We start from the raw sequence: 20,336 nt of genomic DNA, 5'->3' as shown, positions 1-20,336 counted from the left end.
ACGAGACGTAGGAGATGGAATTTCCATGACAGACGCACTCAAGCGCCTTTCCGACGAAGGCGTCGCGATCTGGCTGGACGACCTGTCGCGCAAGCGGATCACGTCCGGCAACCTCGCCGAGCTGATCGACCAGCAGCACGTCGTGGGCGTCACCACCAACCCGTCGATCTTCCAGAAGGCGATCTCCGAGGGCGACGGCTACGAGCAGCAGCTCGCCGACCTCGCCGCCCGCGGGGTGACGGTCGAAGAGGCCATCCGGATGATCACGACGGCGGACGTCCGCGACGCCGCCGACATCCTGCGCCCGGTCTTCGACGCCACCGACGGCCAGGACGGCCGGGTCTCCATCGAGGTCGACCCGCGTCTTGCGCACAACACGCGCTCCACCGTGGCCGAGGCCAAGCAGCTGGCCTGGCTGGTGGACCGGCCCAACACCCTGATCAAGATCCCGGCGACCGAGGCCGGCATCCCGGCGATCGCCGAGACCATCGGCCTGGGCATCAGCGTCAACGTCACGCTGATCTTCTCCCTGGAACGCTACCGCAAGGTCATGGACGCGTTCCTGGCCGGCCTGGAGAAGGCCAAGGAGCGCGGCCTGGACCTGTCGAAGATCCACTCGGTGGCGTCGTTCTTCGTGTCCCGGGTGGACACCGAGATCGACAAGCGCATCGACGCGCTCGGCACCGACGCCGCCGGGGCGCTGCGCGGCAAGGCCGCCGTCGCCAACGCGCGCCTGGCCTACCAGGCGTACGAGGAGGTCTTCGCCACCGACCGCTGGAGCGCACTGGAGCGCGCCGGTGCCAACAAGCAGCGTCCGCTGTGGGCCTCCACCGGGGTGAAGGACAAGGCATACAAGTCCACGATGTACGTCGACGAGCTGGTGGCACCGAACACGGTGAACACCATGCCGGAGGCGACCCTGGAGGCCACCGAGGAGTCGGGCGAGATCACCGGCAACACCATCGCCGGCACCTACGCGCAGGCCCGCGCCGACCTCGACGCCGTGGAGAAGCTCGGCATCGCGTACGACGACGTCGTGCGGCTGCTGGAGGACGAGGGCGTCCAGAAGTTCGAGGCGTCCTGGACCGACCTGCTGAAGTCGACCGAGGCGGAGCTCGCGCGCCTCGCCCCTTCGGAGGGCTGACACCTTGTCGAGCAGCAATCCGCTGCGTGATCCGGCGGACCGGCGGCTCCCGCGTATCGCGGGGCCGTCGGGCCTGGTCATCTTCGGGGTGACGGGCGACCTGTCACGCAAGAAGCTGATGCCGGCGGTGTACGACCTCGCCAACCGGGGGCTGCTGCCGCCGGGCTTCTCGCTGGTCGGTTTCGCCCGCCGGGAGTGGGCGCACGAGGACTTCGCGCAGGAGGTGCACGACGCGGTCAAGGAGCACGCCCGCACGCCCTTCCGCGAGGAGGTCTGGCAGCAGCTCATCCAGGGCATGCGGTTCGTCCAGGGCACCTTCGACGACGACGAGTCCTTCGAGCGGCTGCGCGGCACGATCGAGGAGCTGGACAAGGCGCAGGGCACGGGCGGCAACTTCGCGTTCTACCTGTCGGTGCCGCCGCGTTCCTTCCCGGTGGTCATCCAGCAGCTGAAGAAGCACGGGCTGGCCGACCAGTCGAGCGGTTCCTGGCGGCGCGCGGTGATCGAGAAGCCGTTCGGCCACGACCTGAGGTCGGCCGAGGAGCTCAACGCGATCGTGCACGAGGTGTTCGCCCCGGACCAGGTCTTCCGGATCGACCACTACCTGGGCAAGGAGACCGTCCAGAACATCCTGGCCCTGCGCTTCGCGAACACGATGTTCGAGCCGATCTGGAACCGGTCCTTCGTCGACCACGTGCAGATCACCATGGCCGAGGACATCGGCATCGGCGGCCGGGCCGGCTACTACGACGGCATCGGCGCCGCCCGCGACGTCATCCAGAACCACCTGCTCCAGCTGATGGCGCTGACCGCGATGGAGGAGCCGGCCTCCTTCGACGCGGACGCGCTGGCCGCGGAGAAGACCAAGGTGCTCGGCGCCGTGCGGCTGCCGAAGGACCTGGGCCGGGACACCGTGCGCGGGCAGTACGCGGCGGGCTGGCAGGGCGGCGCGAAGGCGGTCGGGTACCTGGAGGAGGAGGGCATCGACGCCTCCTCGAACACCGACACCTACGCGGCGATCAGGCTGGGCGTCGACAACCGCCGCTGGGCGGGCGTCCCCTTCTACCTGCGCACCGGCAAGCGGCTGGGCCGCCGGGTCACCGAGATCGCGGTCGTCTTCCAGCGGGCACCGCACTCCCCCTTCGACACCACGGCCACCGAGGAGCTCGGGTCGAACGCCATCGTCATCCGCGTCCAGCCGGACGAGGGTGTCACGGTGCGGTTCGGCTCGAAGGTGCCCGGCACCTCGATGGAGATCCGGGACGTGTCGATGGACTTCGCCTACGGCGAGTCGTTCACGGAGTCCAGCCCGGAGGCCTACGAGCGCCTCATCCTCGACGTGCTGCTCGGCGACTCCAACCTCTTCCCGCGCACCGAGGAGGTCGAGCTGTCCTGGAAGATCCTCGACCCGATCGAGGAGTACTGGGACAACCACGGCAGGCCGGCCCAGTACCCGGCCGGTACCTGGGGGCCGGTCGAGGCGGACCACATGCTCGAGCGAGACGGACGGAGCTGGCGCCGGCCATGAAGACAGCCCTCACGGACACCACGGCCAGCAAGATCAACAAATCGCTGGTGCAGGCCCGCCGGGCCATCGGCACCCCGGCCGTGGGCATGGTGCTCACCCTGGTCATCGTCACCGACGAGGAGAACGCCTACGACGCGCTGAGGTCCGCCGGGGACGCCTCGCGCGAACACCCCTCGCGCACCCTGGTCGTCATCAAGCGCGTCTCCCGCCCGCACCGCGGCCGTACGCAGTCCCGGCTGGACGCCGAGGTGCTGGTCGGCGCCGACGCGGGCGCCGGCGAGACGGTCGTGCTGCGGCTGTACGGCGAGGTCGCCGACCACGCCCAGTCCGTCGTGCTGCCGCTGCTGCTGCCCGACGCCCCGGTGGTGGTCTGGTGGCCGGTCGACGCACCACCGGACCCGGCCGGCGATCCACTGGGCGCACTGGGCCAGCGCCGCGTGACCGACACCTACGCCTGCGAACAGCCGGTGCGGGAGCTCGCCGCCCGTGCCGACTCCTACACCCCGGGCGACACCGACCTGTCCTGGACCCGGATCACGCCCTGGCGTTCGATGCTGGCGGCGGCCCTGGACCAGGTGACCTGCGAGGTACAGGGCGTCGAGGTGGAGGGCGAGGAGTCCAACCCGAGCTGTGAGCTGCTGGCCATGTGGCTCGCGGACCGGCTGGACGTCCCCGTGAAACGTTCGCTGTCCGCCGGCCCCGGGCTGACGGCGGTCCGTCTGACGACCGACTGCGGTCCGATCGTGCTGGACCGGGCCGACGGTTCACTGGCGACGCTGTCGATCCAGGGTCAGCCGGGGCGTGCGGTGGCGCTCAAGCGCCGGGCCACGTCGGAGCTGATCGCGGAGGAGCTGCGCCGGCTCGACCCGGACGACACGTACGCGTCGGCGCTGCGGTACGGGGTCGAGCGGCTGAGGAACCCGGCGCACCGGCCGGCGGTGGATCCGAAGGCGCCGTCGGGCCGGCGGCCGGAGGCGGTGTCGCGGGTGCTGACCGAGGCGTCCGGCGCGCTCGACGAGGTGTCGCGGGCGCCGGACGACGCGTCCGGTGACTCCGGGAAGCGGTCGGCGGGTGAGTCGCCGGCCAAAGGAGCAGGAGCGGAAGAAGCAGGAGCGGAAGGAGCGGGGAGCCCCGCTCCCGGCGAAGCGGCTGCGGAAGGTTCCCGGTCCGCCGAGGCGGCGCAGGCACCGGTGAAGGGGGCGGCGGCGACATGAGTACGGCACCGCAGCTCGTCGTGCACCGCGACAAGGAGCTGATGGCGCAGGCCGCGGCGGCCCGGCTGATCACCCGGGTCGTGGACGCGCAGGCCTCGCGGGGCTCGGCGTCCGTGGTCCTGACCGGCGGCCGCAACGGCAACGGCCTGCTGGCCGCGCTCGCGGCGGCGCCCGCCCGGGACGCAGTCGACTGGGGCCGGATCGACCTGTGGTGGGGCGACGAGCGGTTCCTGCCGGACGGCGACCCGGAGCGCAATGTCACCCAGGCGCGCGAGGCGCTGCTCGACGCGGTGCCGCTGGACCCGGAGCGCGTGCACGCCATGCCCGCGTCCGACGGACCGCACGGCACCGACGTGGACGCGGCGGCGGCCGCGTACGCCCAGGAGCTGGACCGTGCCGCGGGACCGACGAACCACGGAGGGGTGCCGGAGTTCGACGTGCTGATGCTGGGCGTCGGCCCGGACACGCACGTGGCGTCCCTCTTCCCGGAGCTGCCCGCGGTCCGGGAGACGGAGCGCGCGGTGGTCGGCGTCCACGGCGCGCCCAAGCCGCCGCCGACCAGGGTGACGCTCACCCTGCCGGCGATCCGTACGGCCCGCGAGGTGTGGCTGCTGGCGGCCGGTGAGGACAAGGCGAAGGCCGCGGCGATCGCTCTGTCGGGCGCGGGCGAGATCCAGGCCCCGGCGGCAGGCGCATACGGCCGGGCCCGCACCCTGTGGCTCCTGGACACGGCGGCGGCCTCGCACCTGCCCCGGTCGCTCTATCCGTCGGCGTCGGCCTGATCAGCCCGTCCGGGGACGCCCCCCTGCTCGTAGGGCTTGGGGGAGGGAAGGGGCGGCGGGGGCGAAGAACCCCTTGCCGCCCCGCCTCACACCCGCCCCTCACTTCACCGACCCCGCCATCACCCCCTGCACGAAGTGCCGCTGGAAGGCGAAGAACACCACCACCGGCACCACCAGCGACAGGAACGCCCCCGGTGCGAGCACGTCGATGTTGCTGCCGAACTGGCGGATCTGCGACTGGAGTTCCACCGTCAGTGGCTGCGCGGAGCTGTCGGCGAAGAGCAGGGCGACCAGCATGTCGTTCCAGACCCACAGGAACTGGAAGACGGCGAGGCCGGCGATCGCCGGGCGGCCCACGGGCAGGACGAGCCGGGTGAAGACACGCCACTCGCTGCCGCCGTCCATCCGGGCGGCCTCCAGCATCTCCTTGGGCATCTCGGCGAAGTGGTTCCGCAGCAGGAACACCGCGAACGGCAGCCCGTACGCCACGTGGAACAGCACGACTCCGGGGATGGTCCCGAACAGTCCCAGCTGGCCGAAGAGTTTGGCGACCGGCAGCAGCCCGATCTGCACGGGCACGACCAGCAGCGCCACCACGAGGAGGAAGACCGCCTCACGGCCGGGGAAGTCCAGCCAGGCGAAGGCGTATCCGGCGAGCGCCGCGACGGCCACGACCAGGACCGTGGTCGGCACCGAGATCAGCACGGTGTTCCAGAGTGCCTGGGTCATGCCCGAGTTCTTCAGCAGGGCCGCGTAGTTGTCGAAGGACAGCTGCCCGGGGCTGGTGAACACGGTCCACCAGCCGCCCTCGGCCGTGTCCTCCGCGGAGCGCATCGAGGACAGGAACAGGCCGGCCAGCGGGGTCATCCACACCAGGCCGATCACGACCAGGAACGCCTGCACCACGGCGTTGCCCAGGCCGCGCCGGATCGCGTTCATCGCTGACTCCTTCGGAAGCGGCGGACGTTGAAGACCATGGCGGGGACGACCAGCAGCAGGAGCAGCACGCCGAGGGCGCTGCCCAGCCCCTGGTTGTTGCCGCCGCCGAACGACACCAGCCACATCTGGGTGGCGAGCACGGTCGCGTCCTCCTGCACGGGTCCGGGCGCGATGATGTAGACGAGGTCGAAGACCTTCATCACGTTGATCACCAGGGTCACGAAGACGACGGTGAGGACGGGCGCGAGCAGCGGGACGGTGATCCGGCGGAAGATCTGCCACTCGTTCGCGCCGTCCATCCGCGCGGCCTCCAGCGCGTCCCGCGGCAGGGTGGAGAGGCCCGCGCCGATCATCACCATCGCGAAGCCGGTCCAGATCCACAGGTAGGCCCCGATGATCGCCGGGGTGACCAGGGCGGGGCCGAGCCAGGAGATGCCGTCGTAGGGGGGCGCGAAGTTGGCGGCGGGCAGCTCGATGGCGTACGGGCCGCCGGCCAGGCCGGTGAAGGAGAACGAGCCGTCGGCGGCGGTCGTCGTGCTCGCGACGGTGCGTCCGTCACGGACCGCCTCGACCTTCATCCCGGGCAGTCCGCTCTCCTCCCGGTCGACGACCCCCGGTTCTCCTCCGCCGCCGGGGGTGAAGTCGAGGTAGACCACGCCGCGGACCTCGTCGGCGCCGGCCTCCCGGCCGGTGGCCGCCGGGAGCGCGGGGGCGGCGCCGTCGGGGAGGTCCTTGGGGGCGACGCCGACCAGGCCGAGGGCCGTGACGGTGCCCGGTGAGACGTCCGCGCCGGTCGCGTACGCGCCGTCGGCCTGCTGTGTCAGGCCCGCCCCGGCGCCCCCTCCCCCGCTCCCGTCCCCGCCGCCGGTGTCCTCGCGGGCGCGGGCGGTCGGGTAGGAGGAGCTGCCCTTGAAGGCGTCGTGGAGGGAGACGGCGGCGGCGTTCAGCACGCCCTTGTCGGGGTCGTCGTCGTAGGCGAGCCGGAAGATGATGCCGGCCGCCAGGAAGGACACCGCCATCGGCATGAACAGCAGCAGTTTGAAGGCGGTGGCCCAGCGGACCTTCTCCACCAGCACGGCCAGGACCAGGCCGAGGCCGGTGAGCAGGGTGGGGGCGATCACCACCCAGATCGCGGTGTTGCGGACGGCCTTGAGGGTGGCGGGGTCGCGGAACATCTCGGTGTAGTTCCCGGCGCCCACGAACCGGGTACCGGAGGCGTCGAAGAGGCTGCGGCCGACGGAGAACAGCACCGGGTACACGACCAGCGCGCCCAGCAGGAGCAGCGCGGGCAGCACGAACAGCACGGCGACGAGGCGCCCCCGCAGGCGCCGGCGGCGGGCGTCGTCGGGGGGCGGGGGCGCCGGAGGGCTCGCCTCTTTCACCAGGGTGGCGGTCATGGCCGTCAGTTCCCGTACGCCTTGGCCGCCGCCTTCTCCAGCTCGGCCGCGGTCTTCTCCGGGTCGGACGGGTCGCGCAGGAAGTCCTGGAGGATCTTCCACTCGCCGGTGCCCTTGGTGCCGCCGAAGGCCGCCGGGGCCTGGTCCGACATGTCGAAGCGGACCGAGTCGCCGGCCTCGACGAGGGACTCGGCGGTGGCGCGGGTGACGTCGTCGCCGTAGGAGGCGAGGTCGAGCTTCGTGTTCGGGGAGAGGAAGCCGCCTGCCTCGGCCCACACGGCGGCGGCCTCGGGGGTGGCCAGGTACTCGAGCAGCGCCATGCCCGCCTCGGCGTTCTTGCCGTCCTTGAGCACCACGGCCGCGTCGCCGCCGCTGACCACCGGTGCCTCGCCGTCGCCGACCGGCGGGAACGGGAAGAAGTTCGCGTCGGTGCCGATGTCCTTGCCGAACTGGTCCTTGGCGACGCCGGCCACGAAGTCGCCCTCGTAGACCATGGCGGCGTCGGGGTCGGGGCCGAAGACCTTCTCCACCGAGCCGGGGAAGTCGGTGTTCAGCGCTTCCTTCCGACCGCCGGCGATGAGCTGCTCGTCCTTGAAGAGGTCGCCGAGCGTGGTGAGCGCCTCGACCACCGTCGGGTCGGTCCACTTGATCTAGTGCGCGGCGAGGGCGTCGTACTTCTCGGGGCCGGCCTGGGAGAGGTAGACGTTCTCGAACCAGTCGGTCAGTGTCCAGCCGTCCTGTCCGGCGACCGAGAAGGCGGCGAGGCCGGAGTCGGAGATCGTCCGCCCGTCCTCCAGCAGGGCGTCGTAGGTCTTCGGCGGGGTGACCCCGGCCTGTTCGAGGGCCTCGGGGCTGTACCAGACGGTCGACTTGTGGGCGGCCTTGAAGTAGAGGCCGTACAGGGTGCCGTCGACGCTGCCGTAGGTGCGCCAGACTCCGGCGAAGTTGGCGTCGACGGTGCCCTGGACCTTCTTGTCCAGCGGCTTGAGCCAGCCCTGCTCGGCGAACTGCTTCAACACTCCGACCTGCGGGACCATCACGACGTCGGGGGCGTTCCCGCCCTCGATCCTGCTGCCGACGACGGTGGAGACGTTGTCGCCGGTGGACACGAACCGGGTCGTGGCGCCGGTCTTCTCGGTGAAGGCGTCCAGCACCTTCTGGAAGTTCTTCTGCTCGCTGCCGGACCAGACGCCGGCGACCGAGACGGTCTGACCGCCGAGCGCCTTGTCGCCGCCGCCGGCCGCGACGGGCTCGCCCGAGCCGCAGGCGGTGGTGCCGAGGGCGAGCACGAGGGCGGTGCAGCCGGTGAGCAGGGTGGTACGTCGTCGCGTCATCGTCGGTGTCCCTTCGGGATACGTTCCGGGTACGTGGAGCGGGTGGGGTTCGGGATACGTGGAGCGGGCGGGGTTCAGGAGCCGTTGATCCACCAGGCGGCCGTGGAGCCGGGCAGGACCCCGGGCGGGCACGGGCCGCTGGCGAGCAGCGGGGTGCCGAGGACCGGGGCGGACACGGGGGTGGTGCCGAAGTTCACGGCGCACACCAGGTCGTCGGCGCGGACGAAGGCCAGGACGTCCGGTCCGGTCTCCAGCCAGCGCAGCGTGCCCTCGCCCAACTGGGGCAGTGCGGAACGCAGCTGCAGGCCGTCGCGGTAGAGATGCCAGGAGGAACGGGTGCCGGCGAGGGCCCGGTCGGTGGCGTGCTCGGCGAACCAGTCGGGTTGCGGCAGCCAGGGGGCGGCCCCTTCGGCGCCGGAGGTGAAGCCGAACGGGGAGGCCTGCCCCGACCGGGGCAGCGGCACCCGGCACCCGTCGCGGATCCGGGCGCGGCTGCCGGTGCGGCGGAAGATCGGGGCGGTGAGCACGTCGTCGGGGAGGTCGACGACCTCGGGCAGGCCCAGCTCCTCACCCTGGTAGATGTACGCGGCGCCGGGCAGCGCCAGCATCAGCAGCGCGGCGGCGCGGGCGCGGGCGGTGCCGAGGCCGCTGCCCTGGGGGGCGGGTTCGCCGTAGCGGGTGACGGTGCGGACCTGGTCGTGGTTGTTGAGGACCCAGGTGACGGTCGAGCCGGTGCCGGCGATGTCCTGCATGGCCTCGGAGATGACCTTGCGGAAGGCGTCGGCGTCCCAGGGCGCGCCGAGCAGGTCGAAGAAGAAGGCCTGGTGCAGCTCGTCGGGGCGGACGTACGTGGCGTGTTCGCGGGCGCTCGGGACGGAGACCTCGCCGACCAGGAGCCGTTCACGGCCGTCGCGCCGCGTGTACTCCTCGCACACCGCGCGCCAGTGCCGCCACACCTCGTGCACCTCGGGCTGGTTCCAGGCCAGCGGGTTGACCGAGTCGCGGGCGCGGGCGTCGGCCTCGGGGTCCGGGGAGTCGGGCAGGTCCGGGTGTTTGAAGAGTCCGGCGGCGACGTCCACGCGGAAGCCGTCGGCGCCGCGGTCCAGCCAGAACCGCAGGGTGCGGTCGAAGTCGGCGGCGACCTCGGGGGTGCGCCAGTTCCAGTCCGGCTGTTCGGGCGTGAACATGTGCAGGTACCACTGGCCGGGCCGGCCGTCCGGCTCGGTGACGCGGGTCCAGGCGGGCCCGCCGAACATGGCATGCCAGTTGTTGGGCGGTTCGGCGCCGTCCGGTCCGCGGCCGTCGGCGAAGTGGAAACGGGCGCGCTGCGGGCTGCCGGGCGGCGCGGCGAGCGCTTCGCGGAACCAGGGGTGCTCACTGGAGCAGTGGTTGGGGACGATGTCCAGCAGCACCTTGACGTCGAGCCGCCGGGCCGCCCCTGCGAGCAGGTCGAACTCCGCGAGGTCGCCGAAGACCGGGTCGACGTCACGGTGGTCGGCGACGTCGTAGCCGTGGTCGTGCTGCGGCGAGGGGTAGACGGGGCTCAGCCGGATCCCGTCCACACCCAGTTTCTTCAGGTACGGCAGGCCCGCCCTGACCCCGGCGAGGTCGCCGATGCCGTCGCCGGTGCTGTCCAGGAAGCTGCGGACGTACACCTGGTAGATCACTGCGTCGCGCCACCAGCGGTGGGTGTCGATGTGCTCGGAGCTCACCACGTCGACCTGTCTGTGCGTGCGGAGACCCGGGATTCCCGGGCCGACGGCGCCGTCGCCGTTATGCATGCATGTTAGGTAGGCGTGTCGCGGAGGTGTCAATGACATGGCGCAAGCTACCGGATGGCTGCCGTAAGAAAACCGTCTCTTCATGGGATATAGCGGGCACGGTCGAGACATCCGTGTTACCTAACAGGTAACTGGAGAGGGAGGTCCGGGTGAGCGGCGCCGGGGGCGGGCGGCGCGTCTAGCGCGCGGAGACGGCGGCGAGTTCGCGTGCCAGCCGTCGCACCGCGGACCCGGGCGTCTGCCGCCCGGTCATCGCGTCGCGCACCACCGCCTGCACGACCAGGCTCACCTGGTCGTAGCGCGGACTCTTGGGGCGCGGGGCCGCGGCGAGCACGCTCTCGCGCAGCGTCGGCAGGTACGGGAACCGCCGGACCAGTTCCGGGTCGTCGTACAGCGCGGCCCGGACGGGCGGCAGCGCGCCGCGGGTGAGCACCCGGCGCTGGACGGAGTCGCTGGTGAGGTACGTGATCAGCCGCGCGGCGGAGTCGGGGTGCCGCGCGTGGGCGGCCACGGCGAGGTTGGAACCGCCGAGGACACTGGTCCCCGGCCCGTCCGGCCCCGGCAGGGGCACGGCGCCGACCTTCCCGGCGACCGCGGAACCCTCGGCCGACGCGGCGACGTAGGCGTAGGGCCAGTTGCGCAGGAAGAGCAGCCTGCCGTCCTGGAAGGCCTGCTTGGACTCCTCCTCCTTGCAGGCCAGCGCCTCCTGGGGGATCCAGCCGTCGCGGACCCCGCGGGCGAGGAACCCGATGCCCTCGCGGGCCGCCCGGGAGTCGACGGTGACGCGCTCGCCCTCGTCGCCCAGGATGGTGCCGCCCGCCGAGTAGACGGCCTCGGCCGCGTTGACGGTCAGGCCCTCGTAGGGCAGGAACTGGCCCGCGTAGCCGTCGAGTCCGTGCGCCGGGGCGAGGGTCTTCGCGGCCCGCTCCAGGTCGTCCCAGGTACGCGGCGGTGCCACCCCCTCGGCGTCGAGCACGTCCGCGCGGTACAGGAGCAGCCCGGCGTTGGTCACGTACGGGACCGCGTACAGCCGGCCGTCGTAGGTCGCGGTGTCCACGACACCCGGCAGGAAGGCGTCCAGCGGGAAGCGGTCGCGAGGCAGCGGGCGGATCCAGCCTCCGGCGGCGAACTCCGAGGTCCAGCTGACGTCGATGTTGAGCACGTCGAAACGGCCGCGGCCGGCGTCGCGCAGGTCGGTGATCATCTGCGCGCGGGTCTCGTCGGCCGAGTCGGGCAGCTCGACGAGGGTGACCTCCTCGCCGGGACGGGTGCGGTTCCAGCCGTCGAGCAGCGGGCCGAGATAGCCGGTGAGGTCCCCCGCGGTGGCCAGGGTGAGCGGGCCGCGCCCGCCACCGGGGGCGACCTGGTCGGCGCGCGCCCCGGAGGCCACCCCCACGGCCAGGAGCACGGCGAGGACGAGAAGGCCCCTACCCGCGGCACGGATCCACCGCATAGGTTCCTCCCTGTGCACCCGTGACCGGTACTGTCCGGCACCCCCGGCACCCTTGCCGGGGTCAGTGGCCATGTATACCTGTTAGGTATCGGCGATACTAGGGCGTGCGGCACATCCCGTGTGCGCGGGACACGGCATCGGGCGCGGGCACGAAGGCGCGGGGAGGAGAGCACGAGTGCGGCAGTCCCTGCTGGCCCTGCTCGCCCGCGGCCCGGCCCACGGCTACGAGCTGAAGCAGGACCTTGAGCAACTGCTGGGCTCCGCGTACCCTCAGCCGAACGTCGGCCAGATCTACGTCACCCTGGGCCGCCTCGAGAAGTCGGGGCTGATCGAGGGCGAGGACGTCGAGCAGTCCAGCCGGCCCAACAAGAAGGTCTACCACCTCACCGACGCCGGGCGGGAGGCGCTGCGCGCCTGGTACGAGGAGACCGCGGACGAGCCGCGGGTGCGGGACGAGTTCTTCATGAAGCTGGCCCTCGCCCCGCAGACCGGCCTCGCCGACCGGATCGCCCTGATCAACCGGCAGCGGCGCCAGTACCTCAACACCATGCGGCAGCTGTCGAAGCTGGCCGCCGCCGAAGACCGGGACAACCGCGTCGCCCATCTGCTGATCGAGGGCGCGATGCTGCACCTGCAGGCCGACCTCGACTGGCTGGAGCGGTGCCAGGAAGAGCTGGAGGAGCTGGAGTGAGCGAGAGCCACGCCCTCGTGCTGCGCGCCGAAGGCCTGGTCAAGACGCACCACGGCGAGGGAGCCCCGGCACACGCGGTGCGCGGGGTCGGTCTGCGGGTGAAGCGCGGCGAGTTCGTGGCGGTCACCGGCCCGTCCGGGGCCGGCAAGTCGACCCTGCTGCACCTGCTCGGCGGGCTCCAGCGACCGGACGCCGGCAACATCTGGCTGGACGGCGAGCGCACCGACGCCTACGGCGAGGCCCGCTGGGCGGTGGAGCGCAGGAAGCGCATCGGGATCGTCTTCCAGTTCTTCAACCTCGTCTCGAACCTGTCGGTCGCCGACAACGTGGAACTGCCGGCCCTGCTCGCCGGGACCCCGCCGAAGAAGGCCCGCGCCGGCCGGGAGGAGCTGCTGGCCGAGCTGGGCCTGACGGGCAAGGAGCGGAGCATGCCCGGCGAGCTGTCCGGCGGTGAGCAGCAGCGGGCCGCGCTGGCCCGTGCCCTGGTCAACCATCCGCCGCTGCTGCTGGCCGACGAACCCGCCGGCAGTCTGGACAGCAAGGGCACCCGCGAGGTGATGCGGCTGCTGTCCCGCTTCCACCAGCGCGGGCAGACGATCGTCCTGGTCACGCACGACGCCCGGCTGGCGAGCGCCGCCGACCGGGTGATCAGCTTCTTCGACGGACGGATCGCCGACGACGCGGAACTCGACGGGACGCCGTCGCGCGGCCGCGGCACGTCCGGGGTGCTGGAACTCAGGGACTGACCGGGGGCCGACCAGGAACCGACCAGACACGGGACCGACCAGGACTGACGAAGGACGGGCATGCGGGTGTACGACGGTCCGGGCGTCCGGCGCGGGCGAAGGAGCTGACGCCGGTGCGAGCGACCCTGCGCTGGGCACACTCCGATCTGCGCGCGCACCGCGGCGAGGCGCTGTTCCTGGTCCTCGCCACCGCGGGTGTCGTCGCGTCCCTGCTGCTGGCCACGGCCCTGTTCGGATACGCCACCAACCCCTGGCAGCGGACCTTCACCCAGGCCCGCGGCGCCCACGTCACCCTGCACACCACCGTCTCGGCCGATGCCTCGAAGCTGGCGGACCTGGACGGGGTGGAGTCCGTCTCCGGCCCCCACCCCACGGCCTCCGTGACCCTTGCTGCCCGCGGCAGCCGGGCCTCCGCCGAACTGCGCGGCACGGTCGGACAGCCCGGGACCGGCCGCCCGCTGATCACCTCCGGGCACTGGCTGGACCACGCCGTCCCCGACGGCGTGGTCCTGGAGAGCAGTCTCGCCCGTGCCCTGCTCACCACGCCCGGTGACACCCTCACCCTGCCCGGCACCGCGCGGACCCTGACCGTGGTGGGCGTCGCCGACAGCGCCGAGCCGCGCTACCGGCCGGGGGAACAGCCCGGCCTGGTGTGGGCCCTGCCGTCGGCCGTGACCGACCCCGACGGCCGGGTGACCGGGCTGCGGCTGACCGACCCCGCCGACACCGGGTACGCGGTGCAGCGTGCGGTGACGGTGCTGGGCGCCGGCGCCATCGGCGAGGTCTCCACCTGGCAGCAGGCGCGGGCCGCGGCGCAGGGCGACAACCGGCTGCTCGGCCAGGTCCTCGGCCTGTTCGGGACCGGCGCGCTGGTCGCCGCCGGGTTCGCGGTGCACGGGGCGATCAGCACCCGGATCCGGGGGCACCTGCGGGACATCTCCGTCCTCAAGGCGATCGGCTTCACCCCGGGTCAGGTCGTCCGCGTCTTCCTGCTCCAGCATCTGGGCTACGCCCTGCTGGGCGCGGTGGCGGCCGCCGCGCTGACCGAGGCGCTGGGCAGCGGGACACCGGGCCGGCTCGGGGACGCGGTCGGCGTGTGGCAGGGGCTGCCGGGACACACCGTGGCGCTGTTCGCCGTACCCGTGGGGGCGGTGCTGTTCATCGGCGCCACCACCGGGCTCGCGGCGTGGCGGGCGGGCCGGGTGCCGTCGGTGCCGGTGCCCAGACCGGCGGCACCGGAGGCGGGCCGGCTGACGGGGGTGGCGCGACGGGCGCTGGGGGCCCGGGTGCCGCCCGCACTGGTCCTGGGCGGGCACAAGGCGTTCAGCCGCCGTCCGCGTTCCCTGGGCACGGTGGCCAGGCTGGCGTTGCCGCTGCTGCTGATCGTGACGGCGCTGAGCGCGTGGACCACCATCGACCGCTTCCACAGCAGCCCGGAGCGGGTGGGGCTGCCCGCCGCGCTCAGCGTCCGCGCGGACGCCTCGCTCGGCGACCGGGAGGCCCGCGCCCTGCTGGAACGCGATCCGCAGGTCGCCGCCGCCCACCCGGGCGTGGAGGTGGCCGCCCTGGTCCCCGGCCAGACCTCGACGATCGCGCTGCGCGGCTTCGGCACCCGCCGGGAGCCCTACCCGTTCGCCCTGGCCGAGGGCCGAGCCGCGCACGGACCCGACGAGGCGGTGGCCGGGCAGGGGCTGCTGGACCTGCTGCATGTCCGGGTCGGCGACTGGGTGCGGGTGACCGTCGGCGACCGGCCGCAGATCCTGCACATCGTCGGCCGCAGCATCGAGCCCGAGAACGCCGGACGGGTCATCTCCACCTCGCTCGACACCCTCCGCGGCAACGACCCCGGGCTGAGGCCCGCTCTCTACCAGGTCCGGCTGGACCCGGGCGCCGACCCCGCGGCCGTCGCCGAGCGGCTGGCCGGGGCGGGAGACGGCAGGCTGGACGTGCGTAGGGTGACCAACCCCGCCGAGGGGCTGTCCGCGGTGCGCGCGGTCGTCGTCGGGCTGATCGCCGTGCTCGCCCTGATCGGGCTGATCGGGCTGCTCACCGCGATCGGTGGCACGGTGCGCGAGGGCGAACGGGACCTGCTCGCGCTCAAGGCGATCGGCCTCTCGCCCCGGCAGATCACCGGGATCACGGTCACGGGCACCTCCTGCACGGCACTGGCCGCCGTGCTGGTCGCCATGGGGCTGGGGCTGCCGCTGGCGCACTGGCTGATCGACGCCCAGGGACGGTCGAGCGGCATCGGCGCCGGAATCGCCCGGGGTCCCTCCTCCGCGCTCCTGGTGCTGCTCGCCGCCGCCGCCGTCCTGGGCGCCGCCGCCCTGGCGACCCTCCCGGCGGCCCGCGCGGCCCGGCGCCGCCTCGCGGACACCCTGAGCGCGGTCACGTGACGGCCTGACGGTCCCGGGTGCTGCGGCAGGTGGGTGCGCGAAGGGGTTCCCCGGGTCGCGTCCCGCGTCATGGAGCAGGGGGTCAAGCGTTGCGCGTTCCGGTACAAGGTCTTCGACGATCTCCGCAGAGGTGGCAGCCCACAGGGCGCCCTGCCGGGACGGGTTGATCCCCTGGAGCGACGGAACCTCCGTCCCTGACCTGTGGATTCCGCTGCCCTGATCGGCTGCACCCCCCGGAGAAACGCCACCGTTCTCCGGTGGGTCAGCGCACGTACGGGTTCTGCGGGGCGGACGGTGCGGACGGAAGGCCGGGCGTGCCCGGGGCGTACGGGGACTGCGGGGAGGCGTGGGGGTTGTTCCCCCGCACCGGCGTGTGCGGCTGACCGGACGCCGGGGCGTGGGGGGAGACGGAAACCGGGTGTGATGCCGTTTCCGGCGCCGGAGCCGGGGTCTGCGGGACGAGTCCGGGGAACGGGCCCCGGGTCGCCGGGTGGTCCGTCAGCCGGATGCCGTAGCGCCGCTTGAGCCGTCGCAGTTCCAGCAGGGCGATCCCGGTGACGGTCACCGGGGCGGCCAGGACGAAGACGACGCCCGGGGCGGGCCCGAGTCCTTTCGGATCACCGGTGATCAGGTCCGGCAGGGACATCAGCCGGCAGGTGACGACGGCGAACAGGGCCGGCAGCGAGCGGTGCACGGCGCCCGTGCCGAAGAAGTTCCCGGAGACCCGCAGCGCCGCGGCGAAGACGAAGACGAAGAGCAACAGCATCACCCGGCACAGGGCCAGGAACAGCCCCGGATCCTCCCTCCCGAGCGCGTCGGCCGACGGTACCCGCGGTTGCCGTACGGTGCCGGTGCGCCGCCGCACCAGGAGCATCACGCCGACCGTCAGCGGGGTGAGGCGGAGAACCGGGGCCGCGGTCAGGGTGTTCGTCAGCGGCTCGGTGACGTCGAACCCGCCGGCGAGGAAGGTGTGCACGCCGAGGGTGGCGGCCGGTCCGGCGATGATCCGTACGCGCTTGATCCGTTCGATGGACGGATCGAGCGAGTCGGGTGTCCACGCGGGGTGGAACAGCGCACGCGCCAGCCGACGGGGCTTCAGGAACGTCGTGCCCCCGAGCGTTCCGCCTGTCCGACTCCCGCGTGCGCGTCTCAACGTGAGCGCCCCCGAGCGTCTGCCGTGATGGTCGTCGTCATGATATCGACGGGGGATTCCACGGGAAGCGGACGGCAGCACGCCGTCCGCTTCCCGCTCCGCTATCGGCTCCGGCCGCGCAGCTCCCGGTAGGTGGCGACCAGGGCCCGGCTGGAGGCGTCCAGGCCGGGCACGTCGGCGCCCTCGGTGAGCGCGGGTTCGACGCGCTTGGCGAGCACCTTGCCGAGCTCCACGCCCCACTGGTCGAAGGAGTCGATGTTCCAGACCGCGCCCTGCACGAACACCTTGTGCTCGTAGAGGGCGACGAGCTGGCCGAGGACGGACGGGGTCAGCTCGCGCGCGAGGACCGTGGTCGTGGGGTGGTCGCCCTTGAACGTCTTGTGCGGCACCAGTTCCTCGGGCACTCCCTCGCCGCGCACCTCGTCCGGCGTCTTGCCGAAGGCCAGGGCCTGCGTCTGGGCGAAGAAGTTGGCCATCAACAGGTCGTGCTGCGCCTTGAGTTCGTCGCTCAGCTCGGCGACCGGCTCGGCGAAGCCGATGAAGTCCGCCGGGATCAGCTTCGTCCCCTGGTGGATCAGCTGGTAGTAGGCGTGCTGCCCGTTGGTGCCCGGCGTGCCCCAGACGACGGGGCCGGTCTGCCACTGGACCTCGCGCCCGTCCCGGCCTACGTACTTGCCGTTGGACTCCATGTCGAGCTGCTGGAGATAGGCGGTGAACTTCGACAGGTAGTGGGAGTACGGCAGCACCGCGTGCGACTGTGCGCCCAGGAAGTTGCCGTACCAGACGCCCAGCAGCCCCAGCAGCAGCGGCGCGTTGGACTCGGCGGGGGCGGTGCGGAAGTGGTCGTCGACGAGGCGGAACCCGTCGAGCATCTCCCGGAAGCGGTCCGGCCCGATGGCGATCATCAGCGACAGGCCGATCGCCGAGTCGTACGAGTAGCGTCCGCCGACCCAGTCCCAGAACTCGAACATGTTCGCGGTGTCGATGCCGAAGTCGGCGACCTTCTCCGCGTTCGTCGACAGGGCGACGAAGTGCCTGGCGACGGCGGCCCGGTCGCCGAGCGCGTCGAGCAGCCAGGTCCGCGCGGAGGTGGCGTTGGTGACCGTCTCGATGGTGGTGAAGGTCTTGGACGCGATGACGAACAGCGTCTCGGCCGGGTCCAGGCCGCGGGTGGCCTCGTGCAGGTCGGATCCGTCCACGTTGGAGACGAAGCGGACCGTGAGGTCGCGGTCGGTGAAGGCGCGCAGCGCCTCGTACGCCATCGCGGGGCCGAGGTCGGAGCCGCCGATGCCGATGTTGACCACGGTGCGGATGCGCTTGCCGGTGTGTCCGGTCCACTCGCCGGAACGCACCCGGTCGGCGAAGTCGGCCATCTTGTCGAGAACGGCGTGCACGCCCGGGACGACGTTCTCCCCGTCGACCTCGACCACCGCGTCGCGCGGCGCCCTGAGGGCGGTGTGCAGGACCGCCCGGTCCTCGGTGGTGTTGATCCGCTCACCGCGGAACATGGCGTCGCGCAACCCGAACACGTCGGTGGCCGCGGCCAGTTCGCGCAGCAGCCGCAGGGTGTCGTCGGTGACGAGGTGCTTGGAGTAGTCGATGTACAGGTCACCGACCCGGAGGGTGTACGCGGTGCCCCGGTCGGGGTGGGCGGCGAACACCTCGCGCAACCGCAGGTCCCCGAGCTCCTCACGGTGCTTGGCCAGTGCGGTCCACTCGGGAGTCTGGTCGAGCCTGGTACGGCCGTCTGCGTTCATCTCGGACTTCAGCCTTCTTCCTTGCTGCCTGTGCTGCGTATCCGCCCCGCTGCCGGTTTCCAACCTAATTGATCAGAGGTGGACACGACCTGTCGTGACGCCGTCGTGAGACGCAACAACAGATACGGCTGCCCGGCCCCCGGGTATCAGCACGGCGAGGGGCAGGACGTCGGGCGGGGCCGCGGGCGGGAAGAAGGAGCGGGCCGCGGGCAGGAGCCGGCTGTGAGCAGCCGGACGCGAGCACGGCACGGGCACCGGGTCGGTACACCGCGGCGCGGGTACACCGCGGCACTGGTGTCGGACCGAAGCAGCACTGGTGTCGGACCGAACTGCTAGATTTCGCCCCGCAGTTTGGCGAGCGCCTCGGCGAGGATCGCCTCGCCGTCCGCGTCGCTGCGCCGCTCCCGCACATAGGCGAGGTGCGTCTTGTAGGGCTCGGTACGCGGCGGGTCCGGGGGGTTCTCCCGGTCCTGACCCGCCGGGAAGCCGCAGCGGGGGCAGTCCCACGTGTCGGGGACCTGCGCGTCGCTCGCGAAGCTCGGCTGGGTCTCGTGCCCGTTGGAGCACCAGAAGGAGATGCGCAGCCGCGGCGCTGACTCACCGCGCTCGGCCTCGCCCATCGGCCCCGCCCCGACCCGGCTCCCCCGGATCGCGTTGCCACTTGCCACGGTTGTAACTCCCTGCGTGATGGCGCAGCGAAGCGAGTCGGCGTTCCGCTTCGCTGCGAGCGCCTCAGTCTACGTAAGGCCCAACGCGCGTCCAGTGATTGGAGTTACCGCTCCCCTGTCCAGACGCAAGCCCCATGATAGGCCGCGCTGTGCCGCGCGTACCGGACATGGGGCCTTACGTGGGGAATGCGTACCCGATGCGGGCGGGTTGTCCGCCAGGGTCTTTCGCCGGGGTCAGCTCGTCTTCATCATGACGCCGAGCGCGATGATGCACGCGGCCCAGAGCAGACCGACCACGACGGTGATCCGGTCGAGGTTGCGCTCGGCGACCGAGGAGCCGCCGACGGAGGACTGCATGCCGCCACCGAACATGTCGGAGAGGCCGCCGCCCTTTCCCTTGTGCATCAGCACCAGCAGCATCAGCAGCAGGCTGAAGACGATCAGGGCGATCGAGAACCCCAAAACCACGGCTGGACCAACTTCCTCGGATTCGGACGGACGACGCGGGGTCCAGCACCGGACTGGACCCCGCAAGAGTACGACGGATCGCGGCTAGAGCCTACTCACTGGTCGCGAAAGCGGATGATCTTGACGAACTCGTCCGCGTCCAGAGAGGCACCGCCGACCAGCGCGCCGTCGATGTCGGTCTGGGCCATGATCTCGGCGACGTTGCCCGACTTGACCGAGCCGCCGTACTGGATGCGGACCTGGTCGGCGACGTCCTGCGAGTACAGCTCGGCGAGCTTGCCGCGGACGGCGCCGCAGACCTCCTGGGCGTCCTGGGCGCCGCAGACCTTGCCGGTGCCGATGGCCCACACGGGCTCGTAGGCGATCACGACGGACTCGGCCTGCTCGGCGGGCAGGTCCTTCAGGCCGCCCTCGACCTGGGCGAGGGTGTGGGCGACGTGGTTGCCGGCCTCGCGGACGGACAGTTCCTCGCCGACGCACAGGATCGGCGTGATGCCGTGCTTGTACGCGGCCTTGACCTTCGCGTTCACGAGTTCGTCGGTCTCATTGTGGTACTGCCGGCGCTCGGAGTGCCCGACCGTCACGTACGTGCACTTCAGCTTGGCCAGCATCGGGCCGGAGATCTCGCCGGTGTAGGCGCCGCCGTCGTGCGCCGAGATGTCCTGGGCGCCGTACTTGATCTTCAGCTTGTCGCCGTCGACGAGGGTCTGCACGGAGCGCAGGTCGGTGAAGGGCGGCAGGACGGCGGCCTCGACGGCCTCGTAGTCCTTGTCGGCGAGCGCGAAGGCGAGCTTCTGGACGTGGGCGATGGCCTCGAGGTGGTTGAGGTTCATCTTCCAGTTGCCCGCCATCAGCGGGGTGCGGCCTTTTTCAGCAGCGGTCATG

General features: G+C 72.0%; 16 protein-coding genes and 1 pseudogene. 7 read left to right on the top strand and 10 right to left on the bottom strand.

The window, feature by feature from the left end; all coding sequences use genetic code 11:
* Positions 1–25: 25 nt before the first annotated feature.
* The 4 genes from tal to pgl are packed head-to-tail and all read left to right on the top strand — an operon-like array spanning position 26 to position 4,668.
* Complete coding sequence (gene tal, locus TU30_RS07685; RefSeq protein WP_042166251.1) at positions 26–1,144, top strand: transaldolase; 1,119 nt, start codon at positions 26–28, stop codon at positions 1,142–1,144.
* Between the two features lie 4 nt (positions 1,145–1,148).
* Complete coding sequence (gene zwf / locus TU30_RS07680) at positions 1,149–2,672, top strand: glucose-6-phosphate dehydrogenase (RefSeq protein WP_042166248.1); 1,524 nt, start codon at positions 1,149–1,151, stop codon at positions 2,670–2,672.
* Entirely contained in the window at positions 2,669–3,886 is a 1,218-nt protein-coding gene (opcA, locus tag TU30_RS07675) for a glucose-6-phosphate dehydrogenase assembly protein OpcA (RefSeq protein ID WP_042166245.1), read from the top strand. The genes zwf and opcA overlap by 4 nt, the downstream gene beginning before the upstream one ends.
* On the top strand, positions 3,883–4,668 hold the full coding sequence (gene pgl / locus TU30_RS07670) for a 6-phosphogluconolactonase (RefSeq protein WP_042166243.1): 786 nt from the start codon (positions 3,883–3,885) through the stop codon (positions 4,666–4,668). Before opcA ends, pgl begins: the two co-directional genes overlap by 4 nt.
* 99 nt (positions 4,669–4,767) lie before the next feature.
* On the opposite strand, the gene TU30_RS07665 is transcribed toward pgl, so the two are convergent.
* From TU30_RS07665 to TU30_RS07645, 5 genes and pseudogenes are all read right to left on the bottom strand, one after another.
* Positions 4,768–5,607: a carbohydrate ABC transporter permease gene (locus TU30_RS07665; RefSeq protein WP_042166240.1), complete on the bottom strand. Its 840-nt coding sequence runs from the start codon at positions 5,605–5,607 to the stop codon at positions 4,768–4,770.
* Entirely contained in the window at positions 5,604–7,004 is a 1,401-nt protein-coding gene (locus tag TU30_RS07660; protein ID WP_042166237.1) for an ABC transporter permease subunit, read from the bottom strand. The genes TU30_RS07665 and TU30_RS07660 overlap by 4 nt, the downstream gene beginning before the upstream one ends.
* A 5-nt stretch (positions 7,005–7,009) precedes the next feature.
* Positions 7,010–8,338, bottom strand: a pseudogene (locus TU30_RS07655) (ABC transporter substrate-binding protein).
* A gap of 74 nt (positions 8,339–8,412) precedes the next feature.
* The gene (locus tag TU30_RS07650; RefSeq protein WP_042166621.1) at positions 8,413–10,035 is read right to left on the bottom strand and encodes a glycoside hydrolase family 13 protein; all 1,623 of its coding nucleotides are present in this window, start codon (positions 10,033–10,035) and stop codon (positions 8,413–8,415) included.
* Between the two features lie 262 nt (positions 10,036–10,297).
* Complete coding sequence (locus TU30_RS07645) at positions 10,298–11,572, bottom strand: ABC transporter substrate-binding protein (protein WP_042166236.1); 1,275 nt, start codon at positions 11,570–11,572, stop codon at positions 10,298–10,300.
* Positions 11,573–11,747: 175 nt separating this feature from the next.
* Here TU30_RS07645 and TU30_RS07640 point away from each other — a divergent pair, with 175 nt between their 5' ends.
* The 3 genes from TU30_RS07640 to TU30_RS07630 all read left to right on the top strand — a co-directional run bounded on the left by TU30_RS07640 (position 11,748) and on the right by TU30_RS07630 (position 15,405).
* Positions 11,748–12,263, top strand: a complete 516-nt coding sequence (locus TU30_RS07640) for a PadR family transcriptional regulator (RefSeq protein ID WP_042166235.1) — start codon at positions 11,748–11,750, stop codon at positions 12,261–12,263.
* Positions 12,260–13,009, top strand: coding sequence for an ABC transporter ATP-binding protein (locus TU30_RS07635; protein WP_042166233.1), 750 nt, complete (start codon positions 12,260–12,262; stop codon positions 13,007–13,009). The genes TU30_RS07640 and TU30_RS07635 overlap by 4 nt, the downstream gene beginning before the upstream one ends.
* Positions 13,010–13,122: 113 nt before the next feature.
* Positions 13,123–15,405: an ABC transporter permease gene (locus TU30_RS07630; RefSeq protein WP_042166231.1), complete on the top strand. Its 2,283-nt coding sequence runs from the start codon at positions 13,123–13,125 to the stop codon at positions 15,403–15,405.
* Positions 15,406–15,667: 262 nt separating this feature from the next.
* Here the strand turns inward: TU30_RS07630 and TU30_RS07625 are convergent, their stop codons facing one another.
* From TU30_RS07625 to tpiA, 5 genes are all read right to left on the bottom strand, one after another.
* Positions 15,668–16,558: a hypothetical protein gene (locus TU30_RS07625; RefSeq protein WP_042166230.1), complete on the bottom strand. Its 891-nt coding sequence runs from the start codon at positions 16,556–16,558 to the stop codon at positions 15,668–15,670.
* 101 nt (positions 16,559–16,659) lie between these two features.
* Positions 16,660–18,315: a glucose-6-phosphate isomerase gene (gene pgi / locus TU30_RS07620; RefSeq protein ID WP_042166228.1), complete on the bottom strand. Its 1,656-nt coding sequence runs from the start codon at positions 18,313–18,315 to the stop codon at positions 16,660–16,662.
* Positions 18,316–18,647: 332 nt separating this feature from the next.
* Complete coding sequence (locus TU30_RS07615) at positions 18,648–18,983, bottom strand: RNA polymerase-binding protein RbpA (protein ID WP_078649359.1); 336 nt, start codon at positions 18,981–18,983, stop codon at positions 18,648–18,650.
* 234 nt (positions 18,984–19,217) lie between these two features.
* Positions 19,218–19,451 (bottom strand): preprotein translocase subunit SecG, encoded by a 234-nt coding sequence (secG, locus tag TU30_RS07610; RefSeq protein WP_078878163.1) that lies wholly within the window; start codon positions 19,449–19,451, stop codon positions 19,218–19,220.
* Between the two features lie 95 nt (positions 19,452–19,546).
* Positions 19,547–20,335, bottom strand: a complete 789-nt coding sequence (tpiA, locus tag TU30_RS07605) for a triose-phosphate isomerase (RefSeq protein WP_042166220.1) — start codon at positions 20,333–20,335, stop codon at positions 19,547–19,549.
* Between the last annotated feature and the right edge of the window lies 1 nt (position 20,336).

The organism is Streptomyces sp. NBRC 110035, assembly GCF_000829695.1.
In the GTDB taxonomy this organism is placed as follows: domain Bacteria; phylum Actinomycetota; class Actinomycetes; order Streptomycetales; family Streptomycetaceae; genus Streptomyces.
The sequence above is the reverse complement of the archived record's forward strand: the minus strand, read 5'-3'. Positions and strand labels throughout refer to the sequence as shown.